16 protein-coding genes are annotated in these 18,362 nt (G+C 57.5%); 13 read left to right on the top strand and 3 right to left on the bottom strand.

Translation table 11 applies throughout. From position 1 onward, the window contains the following. The first annotated feature begins 1 nt into the window (after position 1). The 5 genes from VE009_RS13485 to VE009_RS13465 all read left to right on the top strand — a co-directional run bounded on the left by VE009_RS13485 (position 2) and on the right by VE009_RS13465 (position 4,090). Positions 2–292 carry a DUF6171 family protein gene (locus VE009_RS13485; protein WP_325008402.1) on the top strand — a complete coding sequence of 97 codons (291 nt, stop codon included), beginning with the start codon at positions 2–4 and terminating at the stop codon, positions 290–292. A 130-nt stretch (positions 293–422) separates the two neighbouring features. After that, positions 423–1,586 carry an MFS transporter gene (locus tag VE009_RS13480; RefSeq protein ID WP_325008400.1) on the top strand — a complete coding sequence of 388 codons (1,164 nt, stop codon included), beginning with the start codon at positions 423–425 and terminating at the stop codon, positions 1,584–1,586. Positions 1,587–1,880: 294 nt separating this feature from the next. Further along, positions 1,881–2,447 (top strand): permease, encoded by a 567-nt coding sequence (locus tag VE009_RS13475; protein ID WP_325008398.1) that lies wholly within the window; start codon positions 1,881–1,883, stop codon positions 2,445–2,447. Between the two features lie 87 nt (positions 2,448–2,534). Continuing rightward, on the top strand, positions 2,535–3,212 hold the full coding sequence (locus tag VE009_RS13470; RefSeq protein ID WP_325008396.1) for a helix-turn-helix domain-containing protein: 678 nt from the start codon (positions 2,535–2,537) through the stop codon (positions 3,210–3,212). Then, positions 3,170–4,090, top strand: a complete 921-nt coding sequence (locus tag VE009_RS13465; RefSeq protein ID WP_325008681.1) for an IS3 family transposase — start codon at positions 3,170–3,172, stop codon at positions 4,088–4,090. Before VE009_RS13470 ends, VE009_RS13465 begins: the two co-directional genes overlap by 43 nt. A 74-nt stretch (positions 4,091–4,164) precedes the next feature. Here the strand turns inward: VE009_RS13465 and VE009_RS13460 are convergent, their stop codons facing one another. From VE009_RS13460 to VE009_RS13450, 3 genes are read right to left on the bottom strand one after another with little or no spacing between them, the layout of a single operon-like run. After that, positions 4,165–4,596, bottom strand: a complete 432-nt coding sequence (locus VE009_RS13460) for a DUF1284 domain-containing protein (RefSeq protein WP_325008394.1) — start codon at positions 4,594–4,596, stop codon at positions 4,165–4,167. Then, positions 4,593–6,299 (bottom strand): ATP-binding cassette domain-containing protein, encoded by a 1,707-nt coding sequence (locus tag VE009_RS13455; protein ID WP_325008391.1) that lies wholly within the window; start codon positions 6,297–6,299, stop codon positions 4,593–4,595. The genes VE009_RS13460 and VE009_RS13455 overlap by 4 nt, the downstream gene beginning before the upstream one ends. After that, the gene (locus VE009_RS13450) at positions 6,287–7,114 is read right to left on the bottom strand and encodes an ATP-binding cassette domain-containing protein (RefSeq protein ID WP_325008389.1); all 828 of its coding nucleotides are present in this window, start codon (positions 7,112–7,114) and stop codon (positions 6,287–6,289) included. The genes VE009_RS13455 and VE009_RS13450 overlap by 13 nt, the downstream gene beginning before the upstream one ends. Positions 7,115–7,235: 121 nt before the next feature. Here VE009_RS13450 and VE009_RS13445 point away from each other — a divergent pair, with 121 nt between their 5' ends. From VE009_RS13445 to VE009_RS13410, 8 genes are all read left to right on the top strand, one after another. Further along, complete coding sequence (locus tag VE009_RS13445) at positions 7,236–7,823, top strand: biotin transporter BioY (protein ID WP_325008387.1); 588 nt, start codon at positions 7,236–7,238, stop codon at positions 7,821–7,823. A 270-nt stretch (positions 7,824–8,093) separates the two neighbouring features. After that, entirely contained in the window at positions 8,094–9,509 is a 1,416-nt protein-coding gene (locus VE009_RS13440; RefSeq protein WP_325008385.1) for an MATE family efflux transporter, read from the top strand. A gap of 8 nt (positions 9,510–9,517) precedes the next feature. Next, entirely contained in the window at positions 9,518–11,272 is a 1,755-nt protein-coding gene (locus tag VE009_RS13435) for a cache domain-containing sensor histidine kinase (protein WP_325008384.1), read from the top strand. A 21-nt stretch (positions 11,273–11,293) separates the two neighbouring features. Next, a complete protein-coding gene (locus VE009_RS13430) occupies positions 11,294–12,937 on the top strand; it encodes a response regulator transcription factor (protein ID WP_325008382.1) in 1,644 nt (547 codons plus the stop codon). Positions 12,938–13,044: 107 nt separating this feature from the next. Further along, positions 13,045–14,754, top strand: coding sequence for a sugar ABC transporter (locus tag VE009_RS13425; RefSeq protein WP_325008380.1), 1,710 nt, complete (start codon positions 13,045–13,047; stop codon positions 14,752–14,754). Between the two features lie 691 nt (positions 14,755–15,445). Further along, positions 15,446–16,342 (top strand): ABC transporter permease, encoded by an 897-nt coding sequence (locus VE009_RS13420; protein WP_325008378.1) that lies wholly within the window; start codon positions 15,446–15,448, stop codon positions 16,340–16,342. Between the two features lie 12 nt (positions 16,343–16,354). After that, entirely contained in the window at positions 16,355–17,230 is an 876-nt protein-coding gene (locus VE009_RS13415) for a carbohydrate ABC transporter permease (protein ID WP_325008376.1), read from the top strand. A gap of 69 nt (positions 17,231–17,299) precedes the next feature. Next, positions 17,300–18,358: a glycoside hydrolase family 53 protein gene (locus VE009_RS13410; RefSeq protein WP_325008374.1), complete on the top strand. Its 1,059-nt coding sequence runs from the start codon at positions 17,300–17,302 to the stop codon at positions 18,356–18,358. Positions 18,359–18,362: the final 4 nt, after the last annotated feature.

Below are 18,362 nucleotides of genomic sequence, written 5' to 3'. Positions count from 1 at the left end.
CGTGGAGACGGCGGTCGATCGATCTTGCCGCGGCTGCAGGGACGAATTTCGCGTAACGGAAGAACGCATTCGGCACCTGCTGTCCGCGCCGATGTTCGCGCCGGGAAGCGGCCACTGCGTGCCGGACGACGTGTATGAAGCGCGTCTGCGGCAGTGCGAGGCGTGCCCGAAGCTGCTCGGCGGTCACACGTGCTCCTTGTGCGGATGCATCGTGCCGGTCGCGGCGAAGCTGAAGGCGAAGAGCTGCCCGCTTCCCGGCGGGGCGGGATGGCAGCGGTACGATGGGGAATGATAAACTGATTTTGGATGGCCCGCAGCGCTCCGAATGGAGTTCTGCGGGCCGTCGTCGTTCGTCGGCAGTCGCGTTTACGCCACTTGAGAATATATATGTAAAAATAATTTAGCAAGGGGGGGGACCCAGTATGCAAGGGCGGTTAAGTTTAAGTGTTGGTTGGATAACTTTATTTCTAATGGGTACTGACTTATTCGTGGTCTCTCCATTATTACCGTTTATCTCGGAAGCATATCACGTTAGTTCAGCAACGACCGGATGGATGGTAACTGTTTTTGCAGTTACATACGCTGTTGCGGCTCCTTTCTTTGGATGGCTTTCAGATCGAAAGGGACGGAGATCATTTATTACGTTCGGTTTATTCCTGTTCGCCGTTTCTAACGCGCTAACCGCTTTTGCTCCTTCATTTTTGTGGCTAATTGTTAGCCGTATTTTGGCCGGTCTATCCGTTGCTTCAATCACTCCTTTGATTTACGCAATCATTGGAGATATTGCACCGCCAACTCGAAGGGGAACATGGCTTTCGATTGTTGTTTCGGGACACTTAACGGCTCTTTGGGCAGGGGCGCCATTCGGTACGTTATTAGAGCATTTTCTTGGGTGGCGTTCGGTATTTGTTGTAATGACCATCATAGGAACCATATTGGCGGTAGTGAATTTCAAAACATGGGGATCGATTCCTAAAAGAGATGTAACGAGAAATCCGTTAGAAGGAAATTTGCCAAGAATACTTGGTTCCGTATGTGTTACGACGATTTGGGCTATTTCTATGTATACCCTGTATATATATTTAGGTGCGGCTCTTTACTCCGAAAATAAATTCACATCAACGGAAATCGCATTAGCTGTTACTTTTTATGGTGTCGGTGCCGTTTTTGGAAGTCTTACAAGCGGGCAATTAACGGATAAATTTGGAGTAGAGAATATTTCGAAGGCTGCGCTAAATTCATTGACACTAATACTTATTTGTTTGGGGATATTGTTCTCATCCGGCGATTGGCTTTATTTCTTTCTGTTTATATGGGCTTTGGTTGGGTATGCAGGTTTTACATCATATCAAGCTCGATTGGCGGCGGAATATCCCAAAGAACGAGGAATTGTTATGGCATGGAATAATACCGCTCTGTATATTGGTATCACTTTTGGGTCAATGATTGGCGGTTATGTCATATCGCATTGGGGTTATGATCTACTCCCATACGTTTGTAGCGTTGCAGCACTCGTTAGTTTTCTGCTTAGTACTCAAAAGGTCCAAAAAGCAAAAGAAGAATCAGCTGTTTCCGCTGATTCATGACTTTGGAAACCACTCAACGGAGTGGCTTATTTCTTTGGGTGTTAACAGAACCAAGAAAAAAGAAAAAAACATTTGCAGAAACTAATTAAATTAGTTAAAATGAAAACATAGATAGTTTTGAGAGGTGAGCAGGATGCCTCTGAATAAAAACTAATAAAATTAGTTTTGACGAATGTCTAGTACGTTAACTTATCTTAAGGAGTGATCCCGTATTATGAACGTTATGTTGACCTCGTTGTACGTCGCTGGAATCGCTGGAATCTCTGCTGTAACAACTGAAAGGGGGAGAGGCTGATGTTCGCCGGACATTTCGGAGTTGCCGCAATTGTAAAAGCCAGACATCCTGAGGTTCCGCTGTGGGCGCTGTTGACGGCGACGCAGCTGCCGGATCTCGCATTCCTTCCGTTGACGGTGGCAGGCGTGGAGTCGATCGAGAGCACCGGATACGGCAAAGCCGTTATCGATGCTATGTATACCCATTCGTTACTCGGCGCATTGCTTCTGTCCTTAATCGCCGGCTTGGCTGCGGCGAAAGCATGGGGCAAGCGAAGCGGAATCGTGGTCGGCGCGGTTGCGTTCAGCCACTGGCTGTTGGATCTGCTTGTCCATCGTCCGGATCTGCCCATTGTCCCCGGCAACATCGGCGGTTTCCCGCTGCTGGGATTGGGGCTGTGGAACATACCGGCCGCCAGCGCCGCGGTGGAAGCGGTACTGGTATTGAGCGGGGCGGTGCTATATTGGAGATCCGTTCACCGAAGAGGAAATTCCTCGCCCCATCGGTGGAAGGCGCACGCATCGGGGGCGGCGATGGCGATCGTGCTTTGCTTGTCGCTTCTGTCGGATATTATGGGAGGAAACTAAAAAACGGCGGCAGATCGGCATTGATATGCTCCCCATACGGTAGACAGGTGAAATAATAAAACCTGCTACCGTAAGGGGAGCTTTTTCATGTCTAGAGGAAAATATAATGCATTGGAGAAACTCGCCATTCTGGAAGAGGTATCGAATGGGGAAGTTGGTTTTTTGGCAGCTGCGAAGAAGTATGGGATTAACAAGACGACTTTAATGAAATGGCAGCGTCGGTACAAGACGTATGGATATGAAGGGCTGGAACGCCGAGCGCATCTTCAAAGTTATAGCGCAGAGCTTAAGCTCCAAGCGGTGAAGGATTACCTTGAGGGGAAATTATCTCAGTACCAGATCATCGATAAATACAGGATTGCAAGTACGAGACAGCTTTTCAATTGGATCAACAAGTATAATGGTCATAGCAGCTTTAAAGCCTATAAAGGGGAAGCAAAAGCTATGACAAAAGGGCGTTCTACGACTTGGCAAGAACGGATCGAGATTGTCCAGTATTGCCTGACCAATCAACATGATTACCAAAAAGCAGCGGGACAGTTTCAGGTCTCCTACCAGCAAGTATACCAATGGGTGAAGAAGTTCGAAGATAGCGGTCAGGATGCGTTAAAGGATGGCCGAGGGAGAAAAAAAGCCCTGGAAGAGTTAACGGAGGCCGATCAACAGAAACTCAAGATGAAGAAGATGGAACACGAAATTGAGCGACTTCGGGCAGAAAATGCATTTTTAAAAAAGTTAGAGGAACTCGAAAGAAGGCGACGCTAAAACAAACACGACAGGAAACGATTTACCTTGCTATCCAAGCACTCCAAAAGAATGCATCAATTAGCGTTCAACTTCTATGCGTAATTGCAGGAATTGCACGCTCGAGCTATTACAAGTGGCTAAATCGTAAACCCAGTGCTCGCGAAGAGGAGAATGAGCAGTTGACCCAAGTGATGATGACCATCTATGAGAAAGTAGAGCGCACCTTTGGATACCGTCAATTAACTCTTCATATGCGAAAACAAACTGGAAAAACCATTAACCATAAACGCGTAAGGCGGTTAATGAAGGTAATGGGAATCCAGTCTGTAATCCGGAGAAAGAAGAAGAAGTACACGAACGCGACGCCGCAGCAGCTGGCGGAGAACCTACTGAACCGAAATTTCCAAGCTGATGCTCCGAATGAAAAGTGGCTCACCGATGTAACGGAATTTAAGTACGGTAATGGTCAGAAAGCTTATTTGAGCGCCATTCTCGACCTTCATGATAAGTCCATCGTCTCCTATGTATTAGGACGTTCAAATAACAATCCACTTGTATTCCAAACGTTGAACTTAGCCTTACAAGCAGCTCCTGTGAGCAGGCCTATGCTTCATAGCGACCGAGGCTACCAATACACCTCCCTGGGCTTTAAGAAGCTCTTGGATGACAACAAAATAATTCAGAGTATGTCCCGTGTTGGACGGTGCATTGATAACGGTCCAATGGAATCTTTCTGGGGGACCTTGAAATGTGAGAAATATTATTTGCACGTGTACCATACTTTTGAGGAGCTTAAGAGGGACATTGAGGCCTACATTCACTTTTACAATAACGAACGATTACAAGCAAAACTAAACGGCCTCAGTCCGATGGAATTCAGGACAAAGGCCGCTTAATTAATTTTAATTATTTGTACTGTCTACTTGACGGGGTGCAGTTCAGCATCCCCCGGCCTGCCGCCGTTGTAATGTTATACGGTTCGATCCGGCAGCGGCGCCAGCCCTTCGCCGGAGACGATTCGCGCGACGCCCGCTTCGCAAACGCCGTACGACAGCCACGGGCAAGTCGCGCATAGGCGCGGGATGTCGTCCGGCGTTAGCTTCGACCGAACGGCAGCTTCGATGCGCCGCCATTCGGTCCGCTCCCCGAGACGGATTCCGAGCGACTCCAGCACGGCGTCGTCCCGCGCGTGCACGCGTTCCCCGTCGCAATGGTACGGGCCGTCCTCCGGGTAACACAAGCACAAATCGTCGGGCCCCCGGACGATGTCGACGACGGTCGACGGCTCGGCGCGGAGCCGCTCGTACACGCTCGTCATGTTTCGGACGAACCCCGGGGAGTACCCCATGCCGGTGTAGCCTAATAAACATAATAAATGATGCCCTCGCAGCCGAACCTTCACAGTACACCCTCCCCGACCAATCGAATGCATGCGAGCGCGGCGAACATCGCGACGCCCGCCCATAACGTCCGGCGATCTCGCGGCCGCTGCGGCGCGGTCCGGCGCGTGCCGACGCTGTCCGAACGGCCGCTCTGGAGACGGATCCCTTTCAGCTCCATCGCCAAAATCAAATCTTCGACAGCTTGGAACAAACCTGTCAGCAGCGGAATGACGAAGACGGGGATGTCGAGCAGATGCACTTTCCCCGGCTTCGTGCCCCGCTTGCCCCGCGTCCCCGCGATCGCGGCGAAACGGTCCGCCTCCTCCAGAATGAGCGGGATGAAGCGGAGCACAAGCGACGCGCTGAGCGCGATCGCCTCGACGGGCACCCCGACGCGGCGCAGCGGACGGAGGCCGCGTTCGAGCCCGGCTTTCATTTCGGCGGTGCCGGTCGACAGCGTGAAGACGAGCCCGATGACGGTAATTTCGAAAAAGCCGATCAGCCTGCGGGCCGTCTCGAGCGCCGGCTCGACGGAAAAGCCGAGCTGCGCGCCGAATCGCAGGCCGGAGAACGTCACCGCGAACGCCATCAGCCAGACGAGCGGCCGGCTGAGGCGGAGCGAGCGCCTCCGGTCATGCGGCGTCAGCGCCGCGAGGCCTGCCCCGGCGAACAGCGCCGCGACGGCGGTGCCGAGCCAGTCCGTCTGCAGGATGATGCCTACGGAGACGAGCGTGTAGGCGAGCCACTTCCGCGTCGCGTCCGAGCGGTACAGGAAGCCTCTTGCGCCGTCGGTCGCAGCGCCGCCAGCCTCCGCCTCCGCAGGCGGCTCCCGATGCGGTGCTTGCTCGGCCGCTTCCGTGGAGGCGGCCGGCTGCGGCTCGCCCGCGCCGCCGGAGGGGCCGGGCCAGGCGGCGATCGCCTCGGCCAGCCGCTCGGGCGGGCACAAGCCCGCCGGCACCGGGACGCCGGCGCGCCGCAGCGCTGCCGCCGCGAGCATCGACTCCGGCAGGCCGACGCCGGCGTCGAGCAGCGGCCGAGGATCGTCCGCAAGCTCCTCGGGCGACGCCTCGGCGATGACCTGTCCGTCTTTCAAGATGACGACGCGGTCCGCGGCCGGCAAGAACGCGTCCAAATCGTGCGTCGCGAGCACGATGCCGCAGCTCCGCTTCCAGCGCGACAGCTCGTCGGCGAGACGGGACAGCGAGGCGGCGTCGAGGCCGGCGGACGGCTCGTCGAGCAGCAGCCACGGCGTCCGGGGCGCAAGAATCGTCGCGAGCGCAACGCGCCGCTTCTGCCCGCCGCTTAACAGCAGCGGCGGATGCGCGAGCATCGAAGCCGGCAGCCCTTGAGCGTCGAGCGCCTCGATCGTCCGCCGCGCGCGTTCGTCCTTCGGCAGCTTGAACGGCCGAAGCGAATAATCGAATTCGCCCTGCACCGTGGAGGCGAACAGCTGATGCTCGGGAAATTGGAAAGCGAGCGATATGTCCAGCAACAGCGCGCGATCCGGGCGCTTCCCGACCCACAGCGGCCGCCCGCCGACATTGGCGTTGCCGCTCGCGGGCGGAACGAGCCCCGCCAGCGTGCGCAGCAGCGTCGACTTGCCGGAGCCGGTCCGTCCGACGATCAGCGTGATGGCGCCCGCTTCCGCCGCAAAGCCGACATTCCGGAGCAGCGTCGCGCCCGTGTCGGCCGTTACCGTCAAGCCTTGCGCTACGATCGACATGCCGCCACCGCCTCCGCGAGCGATTCCGGGAGCAGCGGCCGCGCGACGCCCAGCGGGTATCCGCGCTCCATTAACGCCCGCGCCGCGCGGACGATGTACGGCGGCTCGAAGCCGAGCGCATCGCATGGGGCAGCGCCGCCGTCCTCCCCGTAGAAAAACCGCTCCGGCGTTCCGTTGAACGCGATCCGCCCGCGCTCCATCGCGATGACGCGACCCGCGCGAACGACCTCTTCCATCCGGTGCGTCGACCAAACAATCGTCCGTCCGGCGCGGTGCAGCGCCGCCGCCGCGTCCAGCACCGTCTGCCGGGACGCGGGATCGAGCATGGCCGTCGATTCGTCGAAGACGACGCAGTCGGCGCCGGCCGCGATACAGCCGGCGATGTTAAGCAGCTGCTTCTGGCCGCCGGACAGCCGCTTCACGGGCGTATCGAGCGAGACGGCCAAGCCGAGCTCGCGAAGCAGCCCCCGCCATTGTGCGCGAAGCTGCTCCGGGTCCGATGCGAACCGGTCTGACGGCGCGCATAAGGATAGTTCTTCCTCTACGGTTTCGCCGAGCAGCTGCGTCTCCGGATGCTGCAGCACCATATGTACGGAACCGCCGCCCTCGACGGTGCGGATTCCTTCCGAAAGAGGAGCGATGCCGGCAATTGCCTTCGACAGCGTGCTTTTGCCCCCGCCGTTTCTGCCGACGACAGCAATCCACGATCCTCTCACGACGTCGAGCGTAACGCCGTCCAGCGCCGCCGGCCGCTCGAGCGGAGCGCCTATGTAACGGACGGTCGCATTCTGAAGCCGGATAAAAATTGTTTCCATACGGTCTATTCAATCCTTCGAAGACATGTTATAATCCAGTCTGCTTGTTGTTAACCAGAATCGAGTATATTAGGTTAACAATCACACGTCTACTTTATCACAGAAAAGGAGAAGGATTCAATTGAAACAGTCGTTTACGTTGCGAGGAGTTGCATTCAGCGCGTTGTTCGCCGCGTTGGTCGTCGTGTTCGGGTACATAAGCATTCCGCTCGGGTTTACGCCGGTGCCGATTACGCTGCAGACGCTCGCGGTCATGCTCGCGGGCGGCTTGCTCGGGGCGCGCTACGGCTTCTTTAGCATGATGCTCGTCGTCGTTCTGACGGCGCTGGGCTTGCCGCTGCTCCAAGGCAAAGGCGGGATCGCGACGCTGCTCGGCCCGACGGGGGGCTACGTCGTCATGTGGCCGTTCGCGGCGCTCCTCATCGGTCTCGTCGTCGGCAAAATTCGGAGCCAAAGCTTCGGCGGCACAGTCCTCGTGTTTCTCGCCATGGCCTGCTTCGGCTCGCTGCTGCTGTACGTCACGGGAGTGCCGTGGCTTGCGCAGTCGCTCAACCTGCCGATGACGAAGGCGCTGGCCGCCGGCTTTTACCCTTATATTCCTGGAGATATGATCAAAGCGTTCGCGGCGACGATCGTCACCGTCTCGCTGCGCCGCGCGTTCCCTCAGGAGCGGCTCACGGGCGCCGGACATTACCAGGCGCAGCAATAATCTTCGAATAGCTCTGCCCTCGTCGCCGCAATGAAAAATATAGCGAGCTTTTCTCACTAATAGCGAGTCTAAACTCGCTATTAGTGCAGAAAGTTCGCTAATGCAGTGTAACCGCGCGGAAAGCGAAAATCATGTGCGCGCCATTGAAGCGCCCGGCTGCGAAAACTGCAGAATTGTTGCAATCGTGTCGTTTCCTGCCGCTTCCAACCTCGGTATCATAAAGACAAGACAGGCGACCCCCCGTTCCTAGCAGCGGGGGGTTCCGCTTTTATGATGCAACATACAGGGGCTGTGACATCGATGACGAACGCGCAGGACAAACCGATCTCGTTATGGCGGCTCGCCTGGCCGCTCGCGATCGAAATGATTCTTCAATTTCTTATGGGTACGGTCGATTCGTTGATGGTCAGCAGTTTGGGGGACCACGAAGTGTCCGCCGTCGGCGTAGCGAACCAGATCGTCATGTCGCTGATGACGATATTTTTCCTCGTCAATTCCGGCGCCTCGGTCGTGACGGCGAACCGGTGGGGAGCCGGCGACCGCCGGGCTGCCGGCCGGACGGCGGCCATGGCCGTCAAAATCAATCTATATGCGGGACTTGCGATCAGCCTGCTCCTATACGCGAGCGCCGAATGGCTGCTGCGGCTCATGTCGTGCCCGCCGGAGGTGCTGCCGCACGCAGAGACGTATTTGCGCATCGTCGGGGCGGGCATGGCGGCGGCCGTGCTGCATATGACGCTGTCCGCAGTGATCCGCAGCACGGGAAACACGAGAGATCCGATGATCGTCTCGATCCTGATGAACGTCCTGCATTTGGTTCTCAACTACGGATTGATTTTCGGCGCATTCGGCCTGCCGGAGCTCGGCGTGAAGGGCGTTGCGATTTCCACCGTCGTCAGCCGGTTCGCCGCGCTCGGCCTATGCGCGTGGGTGCTGCTCCGCACGTTCGGCGCGCGCCGCTTCTTCGCCTCGTGGCTCGGGTACGACAAGCCGCTGCTGCGGGACGTGTTCGCGATCGGGATGCCTTCGATTTTCACGTCGGTTTCGTGGGGCGCCTCCCAAATGGTCGTTGTGTCGATTGTTTCAGGGCTCGGCGCGACGCCGCTCGCGGCCTACACGTACGTCAATCTCGTGCAGCAGCTGCCGTTCATGCTCGGGCAGGCGTTCGGCATGGCCGTGCAAATCCAAGTCGGCCAGCTGAAAGGCGCGGCGCGGCACGAAGCGGCGTACCGCGCCCCGTACGCCGGCGCGAAGATCGGCATGCTCGCGTCGTTCGGCGCGGCGCTGCTGCTCGCGCTCGCGGGGAAGCCGGTGCTCGGCTGGTTTACGGACAGCGCGGACGTCGTCGCCGCGGCCGCGCCGATTTTCCTGCTGTGCCTCGCGTGGCAGCCGATGCGCATCTGGACGTTCACGCTGACCGGAGCGCTGACGGCGGTCGGCGAAGCCCGGTTCGTCGCCGTCATCAGCGTCGCCGGCATGTGGTTCACGACAACGGCCGGCGCTTACGCGTTCGGCGTTTGGGCCGGCTGGGGGCTGCTCGGCGTGTTCGCCGCCTATTTCTTGGACGAAGCGTTCCGTGCCGTCTGCGCCGGCGCGCGCTGGAAGGAGCGCCGAAGTCTGCCGCTATCGGAGCGGTCCGAATCCCAGTATAATAGGAGGGACACGACATTTTTCGACAAGGCGTGAATACAGCGATGCCGAAATCCAACCTTTTCACAAAAATCGTGATCCTGATCGTGATTATGCTGATTCCGATCGTCGGCTTATATTTCTACTCGAACGAAACCGGCTCGAACGTGCTCGAATCGGAGCTGAACCAGTCCAATATCAACCAGCTCACGTTTTTCCAAAACCAAGTCAATACGAACATCGATTTGCTGGCGCTTTGGCCGAATTTGCTTATCCAAGATCCGGATATCCAGAGCTTTCGCGATATTTTCGAATATCAGCGGCATCTGGACCTCCAGACGATTACGCTCGTCAAGCGAATTCAAACGAAGATCCGCATACAAGAAAGCTCTTCGAACTGGCGGAGCCAATTGTACATTTATTCGCCGAAGCTGCAGCGCGTCATCTCGGTCAACGACGTGCGCACGTACGACGTCGAGCAGCTCAATCGCATCGTGCAGCGGGGCTGGCATGTCGAGAAAACCGGCGTGCCCGGACAAGAATTCGAATTTTCGTGGTTTACCGTTTCGCCGTACGATACGCTGCGGCGGCCGGGCGGCGCGAACGGCGCCACCGTCGTCATCGAAGTGCGTTTTGACAGCGGTAACATTCAAGACATGCTGGATACCTTCAAAAGCGACGGGCGGCGCGACCCGTTGTATTACCGCAAGGACGCGGGCATCATCTACAATCGGACGGCCGATCGCACGCTCGCGGATCGACTGATCGCGGCGCTCGAGCGGGAGCCGCTGCAGCCGAAGGAAAACCGGACCGTGGAGCTGGGCGGCGAGAAATATCTCGTCAATATCGTCCATTCGGACACGACCGGATGGTATTTGATCGACTACATGCCGCTGAGCGAAGTCATGAAGCCGATACAGCAGTCGAGCCGGTTGTTCTATTATTCGGTGGCTTGTTTATTGCTCATGAGCCTTCTAGCAGCTTATTTGCTGTACGCGCAGGTGCAGGTGCCGATCCGCAAGCTCGTTACCGGCTTTCAGCGGCTGAAGAACGGAGATTACTCCATACGCGTGACGCCGAAAGGCAACAGCGAATTTAGCTTCGTGTTTACGCGCTTCAACTCGATGGTCGAGCAAATTCAAGAGCTGTTCGAGAAAGTGTATCTGGAAAAAATTCATTCGCGGGAAGCGAAGCTGAAGCAGCTTCAATCCCAGATCAATCCGCACTTTTTCTATAATTGTTTCTCCTATATTTCCAGCATGGCGAAGCTGAAAAACCATCAAGCCGTCATCGCGATGGCGGAAAACTTAGCTAAATACTACCGCTACACGACGAGGCAGGAACGGGACGTCGTACCGCTCGGCGAGGAGTTGGACTTTATTTCGAGTTACTTGGAGATTCAGAAAATGCGGATGAACCGGCTGCAGTGCGCCATCGACCTGCCGCCGCGGATGAAGAAGCTGTTCATCCCGCCGCTGGCGCTGCAGCCGCTCGTCGAAAACGCGGTGCTGCACGGCATCGAGTCGCATGCCGATTCTGCCTTCATCCGCATCTCCGGCGATTGGGACGATACGGCCGCGAGACTTGTCGTCGAGGACAACGGCAAAGGCATGACCGAGGAACAGATGCGCGTCCTGCTCGCCAAGCTCCATCGGCCGATGGATGAAGAGATGGGCTGCGGCTTGTGGAACGTGCATCAGCGGCTGTCGCTCCGGTTCGGCGAAGGCGCGGGCCTCCGGTTCGACCGTTCCGAGCTCGGAGGGCTCAAGGTTATGCTGGAATGGCGCGTCGCGCCGGAGAGGCAGGAGCTCGCAAAATAGCGCAAAAAGGGGTGGACGCCGATGATCGAGATTTTATTGGTCGACGACGAATCGTACGTGACGGAAAGTCTCGCGCAGACGATTCCGTGGAGAGAGCTGCAGGTAGAGCAGGTATACCAAGCCGATTCCGCGGCGAAAGCGCTGGGGCTGCTGGAGGAGCAGAGCGTCGATATCGTCGTGACGGACATTCGGATGCCGGTGACGGACGGGCTTCGCTTGATCGAGGAGATCGCGAAGCGGTGGCCCCATATCCGCTGCATTTTGCTGACCGGTCACTCGGACTTCGAATACGCGAAACGGGCCATTCAGCTGCAGGCGTTCGATTATATTTTGAAGCCGGTCAACGACGAAGAATTTATCGCGAGCCTATCGAATGCGATCGAGTCGCTGAAGGACGAATGGAGCGAAACGGAAAAGTATCATCAGCTGCTGCATAACCGGAAAGCCGATTTCACGGTGCTGCGGTCGAGCCTCATGCACGATCTGCTGCTCGGGCGCAAGCTGCTTAACAAAACGATCACGGAAAAAATGGAGCAGTACGAAATTCGGCTGAAGGTCGACGAGCCGGCCGTCATGATTCTCGTCCAAATGGGGAATCATTTCCGCGCGATGGACCACAATTCGGCCGCGCTGATGGAATACGCCGTCGGCAACATCGCCGAAGAGGTGTTCGGCGGCGAGTTCGATGTGTGGCACGGCAAAGCGCCTCACGACTGCCTCGCGATCATCGCGCAGATGAAAGAGGCATACCATCAGTCGATTCGGATGCGCAAGGATTACGAGGCGGCGCGGCGCGCGCTCCTGGAGCAGCATGCGCACGTGCTGCAGAAGCATGTCAGCAACTATTTGAAGGGCGGCATCTCGCTTGCGATCACCGGCTGGTTCGCTTTCCCGGAGGAGCTGCCGGGGGCGTACCGCGCAGGCCTCGGAGCGATGCTGCTGCAATCGGACGACGAGCGGTCCATCGCGTTCCTCGAAGACCGCGCCTCGGCGCCGGGGAGCGGCGAAGCGCACATCAAATCGCTCGAATGCCTGTATAAGCCTCCGACGCTCATTCATCTGCTGGAATCGAAGCAGTGGGAGGCGGCGCGGGCGAAAATCGGCGACGTCTTCGCGCAGCTGGAGCAGGCCCGGGCGTCCCGCGAGCATCTGTACGAGCTGTTCCTGTCGGTGACGAACGCCTTCATGTACATGGCGCACAAGCAAGGGCACTTCATTGCGGAAATCGACCAAGCGGGCATGGATTTCCTGCTCGACCGCAGCATCGTCCATTCGATCGACAAGCTTCGGACGTGGTCGCTCGGCATGCTGGAGAAGCTTGAGAAGGAGCTGTCCGCGAACGACAAATTTACGAAAAGCTACATCGTCAAGCAGGTGCAGGAGATCGTCTCCAGCGAGCTCGGACAGGATGTGTCCGTGAAGACGATCGCGGACCGCGTCTATCTGCATCCCGTCTATTTGTCCAAAATATATAAAGCGGAGACGGGCGAAAGTCTCGGCGATTATATTATCCGCATGCGGATGGAGCGCGCCCATTATTTGCTTAAATCTACGAACAAGAAAATATACGAGATTACGCTCGAGCTCGGCTACCAAAATCCGCAGTATTTCAGCAAAATGTTCAAGAAGTTTTACGGGATGACGCCGAACGAATTCCGCGATTGACGTTTCCCTTGCGAAAGGTGCAGAAATGTTCGAATCGCGACATAGGCTGTCACATACGGCCCCCCTATAATGAAAACGTAGACATTACCGAAGGGGGAAACGACGCAATGAAAGCCTTTGCGAAAAAAGGGGTAACGGCTGCGGCGGCGACGGCCATGGCGTTCACGCTGCTTGCAGGCTGCGCAGGCGGCGGAGCGCAAGACGGCGCGAGCGAGCCGGCGGGGACTTCCGGCGACAGCGCTTCGACGGAAGCGGCTGTGGGCGAGCTGAAGGATAAGTACGATCCGCCGGTCGCGATCAACGTCGCGTGGGGCGTCGATCCGGCTTTGAAATTCAAAAACGGCGAGACGATCGAAAACAACGTAGCGACGAAATGGGCGCTCGACACGTTCGGGATTCAGATCAATACACTGTGGTCCGTCACGGACACGAACGGCGCGTTCGCGACGAAGCTGCGCCTCGCGATGTCGTCGGGTCAACCGATGCCGGACGTCATCACGATCGGCAAAGACGATCCGACGCTCGCTCAGGACTTGATCGATTCGGGCATCTTCCAAGAAGCGGGCCCGCTGTTCGACAAATATGCGTCCGACAAATGGAAGGCCGCGATGGCGATCGATCCGCATGTATGGGATCCGTACATGCGCGACGGCAAGCGGATGGGCATTCCGCTCCTCGATTACGCGTACAACCACGATTACCTGCTGTGGATACGTCAGGATTGGCTCGACAAGCTCGGTTTGGAAGCGCCGACGACGCTCGCGGAGCTTGAGACGGTCATGGAAGCGTTCAAGAACAACAATCCGGACGGGTTGTCCCCGGATCAAGTCGTTCCGCTCAGCATCGGCTTCAAGGACGATATGAACACATGGATGGGCGATCCGTCTTGGGTGTTCGGCGCGTTCGGCACGATTCCGAACCAATGGAACGCCGCGGCGGACGGCTCCCTGGAGTACGGCTCCACGAATCCGGCCATGAAGGACGGCCTCGCGAAGCTGAAGGAATGGCATGAGAAAGGCTTCATCCCGAAAGAGGTCGCGCTGTGGGACGCGAACAAGACGGCCGAGCCGGCGGTGGCGGGCACGGCGGGCATCATTCCGGGACCGTACTGGATGAGCGGCTGGCCGCTGCTCGATACGGCGAAGAACGTGCCGCACGCGGTATGGAAGCCGTACGCGATCCCGGCCGGTCCGGACGGCAAAGCGGGCCGCCACGGCACGCATTTCACGAACGGCGTCGTCTTGATCAACAAAAACATGAAAAACCCGGAAGCGCTGTTCACGTACCAGAACTACATGTACGAGCATATCGCCGATCCGCAACCGGGCAGCCCATACGAAATTGGTATATTTAAAGGCTACGACTACGACCTCGACGCGAACGGCAATCCGTTGTACTTGTCGGACATTCCGGGCGGCGAAGTGAACGTGATGCGTTACTTCCTGATTCGCGACGGCGCCCGCATTCCGGACGCGCAGATGAAGGCGCTGCTCAACCTCGCGGACGGCAAGGAGCCGACGACGCGGCTCGAGAAGGAAGTGAGGAACAACTACGGTCCGGAAACGCCGGCGGCGGCGAAGGTGCTGCTGTCGCAGGAGGACATCTCCTTCAAGGATATGTTCACGGGTCCGCCTACGGAAACGATGAAGACGAAGCTCGACTACTTGAACAAGCTGGAGAACCAGACGTTCAACGAGATCATTTACGGCCAGAAGCCGATCGACTCGTTCGACCAGTTCGTCGCCTCGTGGAAATCCGCGGGCGGCGAGCAGATTACGAAGGAAGTCAACGAGTGGTATGCGAACGTAAACAAATAAGGCGCAGCACAAGAGCGGTCCGCGAACGGCGGGCCGCTCTGAATGCGAGGGGAAAACTCCGCGGTTTCCATGCGAAACGGGCGGAGTTTTTGCGTTGAGCGAAAGAAGCAACCGTCCTGCCCTACTTAAGCGTCCTTTCTTGCCCCGCGAGCGCTCGCGGCCTGCGGGAGTGGGGGACGTTACATGGGAAGCAGGTACGCAAAAGAAGTAACCACCCTACCCTTTTTAAGCGTACTTTGTTCACATCATGCCCCACGAGCGGCCGCGATCTGCGGGAGCGGGGGGCGTTATGGGAAGCAGGTACGCAAAAGAAGCAACCACCCTACCCTTTTTAAGCGTACTTCGTTCCATCATGCCCCGCGAGCTCTCGCGATCTGCGGGAGCGGGGGACGTTATGGGAAGCAGGTACGCAAAAGAAGCAACCACCCTACCCTTCTTAAGCGTACTTCGTTCCCATCAAGCCCCGCGAGCGCCCGCAGCCTGCGGGAGTGGGGGACGTTATGAGTACATACTTCGTTCGCCCGCAGCCAGCAGGAGCGATATGCGCACTTACGACGCCGCTCCCCCGAGTCCGGCTGGCTTGACGGAACGAACAGGTTGCAATCGTGCCATGAATGTTGCGTTTGGCTTCTACTTTCGGGAGTCGGTCGGTTGATATAATTTCGGTATATACCGCTAGGGGGAGCTTTCGATGAAACTGATTCGACGCAACTGGCAATTCCATCTCATGATCCTGCCTTCCCTACTATTCTTAATCGTATTCGCGTACCTGCCGATGGGCGGCATCGTTATGGCGTTCCAAGACTTCAAACCGTGGCTCGGCATCGGCGGCTCGGCGTGGGTCGGCTGGGACAACTTCCGTTATTTGTTCGAGCGGCAGGACAGCGTCGAAGTGATCTGGAACACGCTCATCATCGCGTCGCTGAAAATCGTCTTCAACCTGCTGGCGCCGTTCACGTTCGCGATGTTCCTGAATGAAATTCGTCAGCGGCTGTTCAAGAGCGCCGTCCAGACGCTCGTCTACTTGCCGCACTTCCTGTCCTGGGTCATCCTCGGCGGCGTGTTGCTGAACATTTTGTCGACGGACGGCGGCTTCGTGAATCGAGTCCTGACGTCATGGTTCGGCATTGAGCCGATCTTTTTCCTCGGCGACCCGCAATGGTTCCGCGTCACGGTCATCGTTTCCGAGGTGTGGAAGGAATTCGGCTTCGGCACGATCGTCTTCCTGGCGGCGCTCGCCAATGTCAACCCGTCGCTGTACGAGGCGGCGGAGGTGGACGGCGCGAGCCGGCTGAAGCAGACGCTGTACATTACGATTCCATCGATGCTGCCGATGGCCGTCGTCGTCGGGACGCTGTCGCTCGGCAACATTTTGAACGCAGGATTCGATCAAATTTTCAACCTGTACAACCCGCTCGTCTACAAAACCGGCGACATCATCGACACGTTCGTCTACCGGACGGCAATATTGAACGGCGAAATGGGCTTCGGCACCGCGATCGGCTTGTTCAAGTCGGTCATCAGCATGATCTTGATCGTCGTTTCGTACCGGCTCGCTTACAAGCTGGCGAACTATCGAATTTTCTAAGGAGGTGCGGACATGTACTACAAAAGCCTGCAATACCGCATTTTCAACGCATTCAACATGACCGGTCTCGCTCTCCTCGCACTGCTGTGCGTCATTCCGCTCGTCCACGTGCTCGCCGTGTCGTTCAGCGCGAAGGCGGCGGCGGACGCGAACTTGGTCGGCTTGTGGCCGGTAGACTTTACGCTCGAGCCCTATAAGAAAACGGTCAACAACCCGGCCTTCCTCGGCGCGCTGTGGGTGTCGGTGCAGAGGACGGTGCTCGGCACGGCGCTGACGCTGTTCCTCGCCTTCCTGGCCGCGTATCCGCTCTCGAAGGAGGAATCGGCGTTCAAAGGCCGTACGGCGTACGCATGGATTTTCGTCTTCACGATGGTGTTCAACGGCGGCCTCGTCCCGTTCTACATCGTCATTCAGAAAATCGGCTTGATGGGATCGTTCTGGTCGCTCGTGCTGCCGGCGGCGGTGAACGTGTACTTGACGATTTTGATGCTCAACTTTTTCCGCGGCGTGCCGAAGGATTTGGAGGAAGCGGCGCTCATCGACGGCGCGGGCCATTTCCGGACGCTCTTCAGCATTTATTTGCCGATTTCGATGCCGGCGATCGCGACGCTCGCGCTGTTCAGCATGGTGTTCCATTGGAACTCTTGGTTCGACGGGCTGCTGTACGTCGGCAAGGATCAATATCCGCTCGCGACGTATTTGCAGACGGTCATCATTACGAGAGACATGAGCGACATGAGCATCTCCCCGAAGGATATGGAGCTGCTGTCGCAGAAGACGATTAACGCGGCGCAAATTTTCATCGGCGCGCTGCCGATTTTGCTCGTGTATCCGTTCCTTCAGCGATTTTTCGTGAAAGGGCTCGTGCTCGGTTCGGTCAAGGAGTAAGGCGCGGAAGGCGGCGGGCGCTCGGCTTGCGGCGTACATTTACACGGAGTAAAGGGGTCGTTTTTTACTATGAAACCGGCATTCATTCAAGGCATGGACGTCTCGTTCCTGGACGAAATCGAAGCGGCGGGCGGGACGTTCCGCGACGGCGGCGCGGCCGAAGACTGTCTCGACATCCTGAAGGCGAACGGAGTCAATTCGATTCGGCTGCGCATTTGGAACGAACCGCCGCGCACGTTCTGCAATCTGGAGCGTACGATCGGCGTCGCGAAGCGAATTAAGGAGAAGGGCTTTCACTTCCTGCTCGACTTCCATTATTCCGATATGTGGGCGGACCCGGGCAAGCAGTTCAAGCCGAAGGCGTGGGAGACGCTCGACTTGGGCGGCTTGCGTCAGGCGGTGTACGACTATACGGCGCAGGTGATGACGGCGCTGAAGGAAGCGGGCGCGGCGCCGGACATGGTGCAGATCGGCAACGAAATAACGCCGGGGATGCTGTGGCCGACCGGCAAGGTCGACGGCGAATTCGATACGGACGTTCAGTGGGAGGCGTTGGCGTCGCTCGTGAAGGCGGGCATCGACGCGGCGAAGGCGGTCGATCAGAACGTCGAGGTTATGATTCATATCGACCGGGGAGGCGACAACGCGTCCAGCGTGAAGTTTTACGACCGGTTCGCGGCGCTCGGCGTCGATTTCGACACGATCGGCTTGTCGTTTTACCCGTGGTGGCACGGGACGCTCGACGATTTAGCGGCGAATGTGAACGACCTTGCGCTTCGTTACGGCAAACCGATCGTCGTCGTCGAGACGGCGTACCCGTGGACGACGGAGCCGGCGGACGGTCTCGAATTCATCGTCACGGCGGACACGCCGCTTAAGACGCCGCATCCGGCGACGGTGGAAGGCCAGGCGGCGTATTTGCGGGAGTTCATGCAGACGATCCGCGGCGTGCCGAACGGGCTCGGCGCCGGCTTCCACTGGTGGGAGCCGTGCTGGATTCCGGCGAAGGACGACTGGTCGGTCGGGCACGCGAACAATTGGTCCAATCTGACGCTGTTCGATTACGCAGGAAATAAGCTGAGATCGGTCGAAGTATTATTAGAAGATGGACACCCTTCCAACCCATAAGGAG

It is taken from the genome of Paenibacillus sp. (assembly GCF_035645195.1).
In the GTDB taxonomy this organism is placed as follows: domain Bacteria; phylum Bacillota; class Bacilli; order Paenibacillales; family YIM-B00363; genus Paenibacillus_AE.
This window is presented reverse-complemented; position numbering and strand designations above follow the sequence as displayed.

Excerpts from the sequence above, each read along its gene's own strand:
- VE009_RS13420 (WP_325008378.1), top strand. The coding sequence starts at position 15,446 with ATGAAACTGATTCGACGCAACTGGCAATTCCATCTCATGATCCTGCCT.
- VE009_RS13415 (WP_325008376.1), top strand. The coding sequence starts at position 16,355 with ATGTACTACAAAAGCCTGCAATACCGCATTTTCAACGCATTCAACATG.
- VE009_RS13425 (WP_325008380.1), top strand. The coding sequence starts at position 13,045 with ATGAAAGCCTTTGCGAAAAAAGGGGTAACGGCTGCGGCGGCGACGGCC.
- VE009_RS13475 (WP_325008398.1), top strand. The coding sequence starts at position 1,881 with ATGTTCGCCGGACATTTCGGAGTTGCCGCAATTGTAAAAGCCAGACAT.
- VE009_RS13470 (WP_325008396.1), top strand. The coding sequence starts at position 2,535 with ATGTCTAGAGGAAAATATAATGCATTGGAGAAACTCGCCATTCTGGAA.
- VE009_RS13480 (WP_325008400.1), top strand. The coding sequence starts at position 423 with ATGCAAGGGCGGTTAAGTTTAAGTGTTGGTTGGATAACTTTATTTCTA.
- VE009_RS13440 (WP_325008385.1), top strand. The coding sequence starts at position 8,094 with ATGATGCAACATACAGGGGCTGTGACATCGATGACGAACGCGCAGGAC.
- VE009_RS13455 (WP_325008391.1), bottom strand. The coding sequence starts at position 6,299 with ATGTCGATCGTAGCGCAAGGCTTGACGGTAACGGCCGACACGGGCGCG.
- VE009_RS13430 (WP_325008382.1), top strand. The coding sequence starts at position 11,294 with ATGATCGAGATTTTATTGGTCGACGACGAATCGTACGTGACGGAAAGT.
- VE009_RS13410 (WP_325008374.1), top strand. The coding sequence starts at position 17,300 with ATGAAACCGGCATTCATTCAAGGCATGGACGTCTCGTTCCTGGACGAA.
- VE009_RS13435 (WP_325008384.1), top strand. The coding sequence starts at position 9,518 with ATGCCGAAATCCAACCTTTTCACAAAAATCGTGATCCTGATCGTGATT.
- VE009_RS13450 (WP_325008389.1), bottom strand. The coding sequence starts at position 7,114 with ATGGAAACAATTTTTATCCGGCTTCAGAATGCGACCGTCCGTTACATA.